Below are 4,739 nucleotides of genomic sequence, written 5' to 3'. Positions count from 1 at the left end.
CGTGACGGCCCCGCCCGCCGCCGCTGAAGCGCCCGCCACCACGTCCGTGGGCCGCATCAACGCCCCGTCCCAGCAGGCGGCCCGCACGGCGCGCCCGTCGGATTCCGCCTCGCGCCCCACCCAGCGCCGTCCGCAGGTGGTGGTGGAAGAGGTCGAGGACGACGAGGACGAGCCCTCGTCGCGCCGCAAGAGCCCGCCCAAGAGCAACGGCAGCAAGATGCTGTCGATGGTCCTGCTCATCCTCATCCCGCTGTTCGCGGGTGGATACGGCTTCTACTCGGCGCAGGCCAAGAAGCGCAGCCGCGAGCTCAAGAAGAACCTGGACGTCGCCACCGAGCAGCTCAAGCACGACTCGTTCGCCAGCTACAAGAAGGCGTGCGAGGCGGCGGACCTGGCCCTGGAGGTGGACGCCGACTCCACCGCGGCCCACGGTTATCTGGCGTACGCGTACGCCATCCGCTGGGGTGAGCACGGCGGCGGCGACGACGCGCGCCGGCAGGCCGAGGAGCACCTGGCGGCGGCCCAGAAGGGCAAGGAGCTGTCCAGCCACCTCATCGCCGCTCAGGCGCTGATCAAGACGTACAGCGGTGACGGCAAGGGCGCGCTGGCCTCGCTGGAGACGCAGGTCAAGGAGCTCAACGACCAGAACAAGGCGTCCTCGCTCCTGTACCTCACGCTGGGCCTCATCCAGATGAACGCGGGTGACCTGGAGCGCGCGCGCGACAGCCTGGAGCGCGCGCAGGCGCTGGCTCCGGATGATCCGCGCGTCTACGCGGGCCTGGGCGCGGTGTACCGCCGGCTGGGCCAGGACAACACCGCCTGGAAGAACTACGACTTCGCCCTGCGCTACGAGAAGGACCACCCGGAGTCGCTGCTGGGCCGCTCGCTCCTGATGCTGGAGCAGGACGCGCCGAACTACGCGGTGGCCAGCCGGGACATCAAGAAGCTGCTGGAGGCGGAGCCCCCGCCCAGCCCGCGTCAGCTCGCCACCGCGCAGCTCGCTCGCTCGCTGCTCATCGCCCGCGTGGCGCTGGCCATGCCCACGCTCAAGCCGGACCAGCAGCAGCTGCTGACCGAGGCCACGGGCGTGCCGGCGGAGCCCGCCAAGGCGAAGCAGGAGGTCACGAAGGCGGAGGAGACCGGCTTCGCGCTCGACAAGCAGAACCCGGAGCTGAACCTCATCAAGGGCCGCCGCCTGCTGGCGGAGGGCAACTTCGACGCGGCCGCGGAGGAGATCCGCAAGGCCATCCGCGCGGACGGCAGCCGTGCTCAGTTCCACGTCGAGCTGGCCAAGGCCCTCATGGGCAAGCCGGGCGGTGAGAAGGAGGCCTCCGAGGCGCTCGTCACCGCGCTCAAGACGATGGGCGACAGCCCCAAGCTGGTGGTGATGCTGGGCAACGCCTACCGCCGCCAGAACAAGCTGGAGGACGCGCTCGCGCAGTACCAGCGCGCGGTGAAGGACCCCAAGGCGAAGAACCCGGAGGCCCGGCTCGCCATGGGCGCCATCTACCGGGAGCGCTCGGAGTGGGACAAGGCGAAGGAGCAGCTGGAGAAGGCCAGCCAGGAGTTCTTCGGCCAGCCGGACCGCGTCGCCAACGCGCTCACGGAGCTGGGCCGCGTCTACCAGGGCAAGGGCGACGCCGCGAAGGCGGACGAGACCTACCAGCGCGCGCTGCAGGCCGACGAGAACTACTCGGCGGCCTACTACTTCTACGCGCAGCTGCTCTCCAAGGACGCCAAGCAGTCGGGCAAGGTCAAGACGCTGGCGGCCGAGTACGTGCGGCGCGAGCCCAAGGGCGAGTACCTCGCCGACGCGCAGCGGCTCGCGGGGAACTGAAGCCCCGCCTCCCGCTGTCCCCCACGCCGCGAGGCCCCTTCCCGGGCTTCGCGGCGTTTCGTTTTTGACGGGGGGCGACAAGGCAGGCTGATGTGGCGGGGAGCCCCAGCCTTGCCACCCCTCCCGGGTGACGGTATGGGAGGGTCCACCCCACACCCCCTTGACCGGTAGCCGGGAGCGACCGCGGTCCAGGGACTACCTGCTGGAGTCCGCTTGAGCGCGCGTGCCCTGTCCCAGTCGTCCACCGCGTCCGACCTGATTTCCCTCACCAAGCCGAGGCTGTCGTCGCTGGTGCTCATCACCGCGGCGGGCGGCATGTTCATGGCTCCGGGGCACTTCACGCCGGTGCGGACGCTGGTGACGCTGCTGGCGACGGCGGGCACGGTGGGCGCGGCGAACGCGTTCAACTGCTACTGGGAGCGTCACAGCGACCAGTTCATGGCGCGCACGCGCAACCGGCCGCTGCCCGCCGGGCGCATGGACCCCAACACGGCGCTGTGGTTCGGCCTGTCGCTGGCGGCGGTGTCGCTGCCCGCGCTGGTGCTGGGCGCCAACCTGCTCACCGGCGTGCTGGGGCTCGTCGCGCTGCTCAGCTACGTGCTGGCGTACACGCCGCTCAAGGCCCGCACGTCCGCGGCGATGCTGGTGGGTGCGATTCCCGGCGCGCTGCCTCCGCTCATGGGCTGGACGGCGGTGACGGACCGGGTGGACGCGGGCGGCTTCGCGCTGTTCGCCATCATGTTCCTCTGGCAGATGCCGCACTTCATCGCCATCGCGCTGTTCCGCAAGGACGAGTACGCCGCCGCGGGCCTCAAGTCCGTTCCGCTGGAGCGCGGGGACGAGTCCAGCCGCGCGCAGGTGGTGCTCTACCTGGTGGCGCTGGTGCCCATGACGCTGTTGCCGTTCCAGTTGCACATCGCGGGCACGTGGTACCTGGCCGCGGCGGTGCTGCTGGGGCTGGGCTTCCTGGGCCTGGGGGCGTGGGGCTTCTTCAAGCACCTGGGAAAGCCCTGGGCGCGCCAGACGTTCGTGTATTCGCTCGTGTATCTCACCGGCCTGTTCGCCGTGATGGCGCTGGACCGCATCCCCCGCGGCTAGCCCCCTCGCTGCGTCCGGGTGCGAGGCCGCCTTTCGCATGCCTGACACCTCCGTTCCAACCCCGCCCCCGCCGCTGCTGCGCATCGAGGGGCTCACGCGCCGCTTCGGCGAGCGCACCGCAGTGGACGGGCTGTCGCTGTCCGTGCAGCCGGGCGAAATCCTGGGTCTCCTGGGGCCCAACGGCGCCGGCAAGTCCACCACCTTCCAACTGCTCGCGGGCCTGCTCTCGCCGGACGCGGGGCAGGTGCACTTCGCCGGCAAGGTGCTGTCCCTGAGCGACCCGGCGCTGCGGCGCCAGATGGGCATCATCTTCCAGAAGAGCAGCCTGGATGACCTGCTCACCGCCCGGGAGAACCTGCTCCTGGGCGCGCGGCTGTACGGCCTCACGGGCGCGGACGCGAAGGCGCGCGTGGAGACGATGCTGTCGCTCATCGGCCTGCAGGACCGGGGCGATGAGAAGGTGGGCACCTGGTCGGGCGGCATGCGCCGGCGGCTGGAGCTGGCGCGGGCCCTGGTGCACCAGCCGCGCGTGGTGCTGATGGATGAGCCCACGCAGGGCCTGGACGAGGCGGCCTTCCGCACCTTCTGGACGCACCTCAAGCGGCTGCGCGACGCGCAGGGCGTCACGGTGCTGCTCACCACGCACCGCGCGGACGAAGCGGAAGGGTGCGACCGGCTGGCGGTGCTGGACGCCGGGAAGCTGGTGGCGTGCGACACGCCCCGGGCGCTCGCCTCGCGCATGGGCGGGGACATCCTCACGCTGGAGGGCCCGGAGCCGGAGGCGCTGGCCGCGCAGGTGACGGAGCGGCTGGGACTTGCGGCGACGGTGGTGGAGGGGCGGGTGCAGGTGGAGGCTTCGCAGGGACACGCGCTGGTGCCGCGGCTGGTGGAGGCCTTCCCTCCGGGGCGGTTCGCCTCCGTGTCGCTGCGCCGGCCCACGCTGGCGGACGTGTTCCTCCAGCTCACCGGGAAGGCCCTGGGGGCGGATGCTCCCTCGCCCACGCCCGCGCCGAGGAAACGCCGATGAGCGCCGACATCCCCGTGCCTGTTCCGTCCCCCTCACTGGACGCTCCCTCCGCCCCGGTCCACCGCCGGGAGCCGGGGACGCTGGCCTTGCAGTGGGCCACCGTGTGGGTGCTGCTCTCGCGCGACGTGGTGCGCTTCTTCCGGCAGCCCAGCCGGGTGGTGGGCGCGCTGGCGCAGCCCATCCTGTTCTGGTTCGTCATCGGCTCCGGGTTCGCGGGTTCCTTCCGCGTGGAGGGCGCGCAGGGGCTGGGCTACCAGCAGTTCTTCTTCCCGGGCGTCGTCACCATGGTGGTGCTCTTCAGCGCCATCTTCGCCACCATCACCGTCATCGAGGACCGCAAGGAGGGCTTCCTCCAGGCGGTGCTGGCGGGGCCGGGCTCGCGGCTGGCGGTGGTGCTGGGCAAGGCGCTGGGGTCGTCCACCATCGCGCTGATGCAGGCGTCGCTGTTCCTGCTCTTCGCGCCGCTGGCGGGCGTGGACGTGAAGGCGGTGGACTACCCGCTGCTCGCGGCGGTGATGGTGCTGTCCGCGCTGGCTCTCACCGGCATGGGCATGGCGCTCGCCTGGTGGGTGAAGTCGAGCGCGGGCTACCACGCGGTGATGAGCCTGGTGATGCTGCCCATGTGGGTGCTCTCCGGGGCCATGTTCCCGGTGAAGGGCGCGGGGCCGGTGATGTCATGGGTGATGACGCTCAACCCGATGCGTTTCTCCGTGGAGGGCGTGCGCCGCGCGCTGTACGGGGCGCAGGCGTCGCTGGCGGTGGGCTCGCAGGGTGGGG

The 4,739-nt window shown here is 71.3% G+C and carries 4 protein-coding genes; all 4 read left to right on the top strand.

Translation table 11 applies throughout. From position 1 onward, the window contains the following. On the top strand, positions 1 to 1,837 hold a 1,837-nt coding region (locus tag D7Y15_RS42330), incomplete at its 5' end, for a tetratricopeptide repeat protein (protein ID WP_233605304.1). A gap of 213 nt (positions 1,838 to 2,050) precedes the next feature. Further along, a complete protein-coding gene (cyoE, locus tag D7Y15_RS42325) occupies positions 2,051 to 2,935 on the top strand; it encodes a heme o synthase (protein ID WP_120578928.1) in 885 nt (294 codons plus the stop codon). A 37-nt stretch (positions 2,936 to 2,972) separates the two neighbouring features. Continuing rightward, entirely contained in the window at positions 2,973 to 3,962 is a 990-nt protein-coding gene (locus D7Y15_RS42320; RefSeq protein WP_120578927.1) for an ABC transporter ATP-binding protein, read from the top strand. Further along, on the top strand, positions 3,959 to 4,739 hold a 781-nt coding region (locus tag D7Y15_RS42315), incomplete at its 3' end, for an ABC transporter permease (RefSeq protein ID WP_121756099.1). The genes D7Y15_RS42320 and D7Y15_RS42315, both read left to right, overlap by 4 nt.

Source organism: Corallococcus sp. AB030, assembly GCF_003668965.1.
GTDB lineage: Bacteria > Myxococcota > Myxococcia > Myxococcales > Myxococcaceae > Corallococcus > Corallococcus exiguus.
Note: the sequence above shows the minus strand (reverse complement) of the source record. Positions and strands in the feature narration are given on the sequence as shown.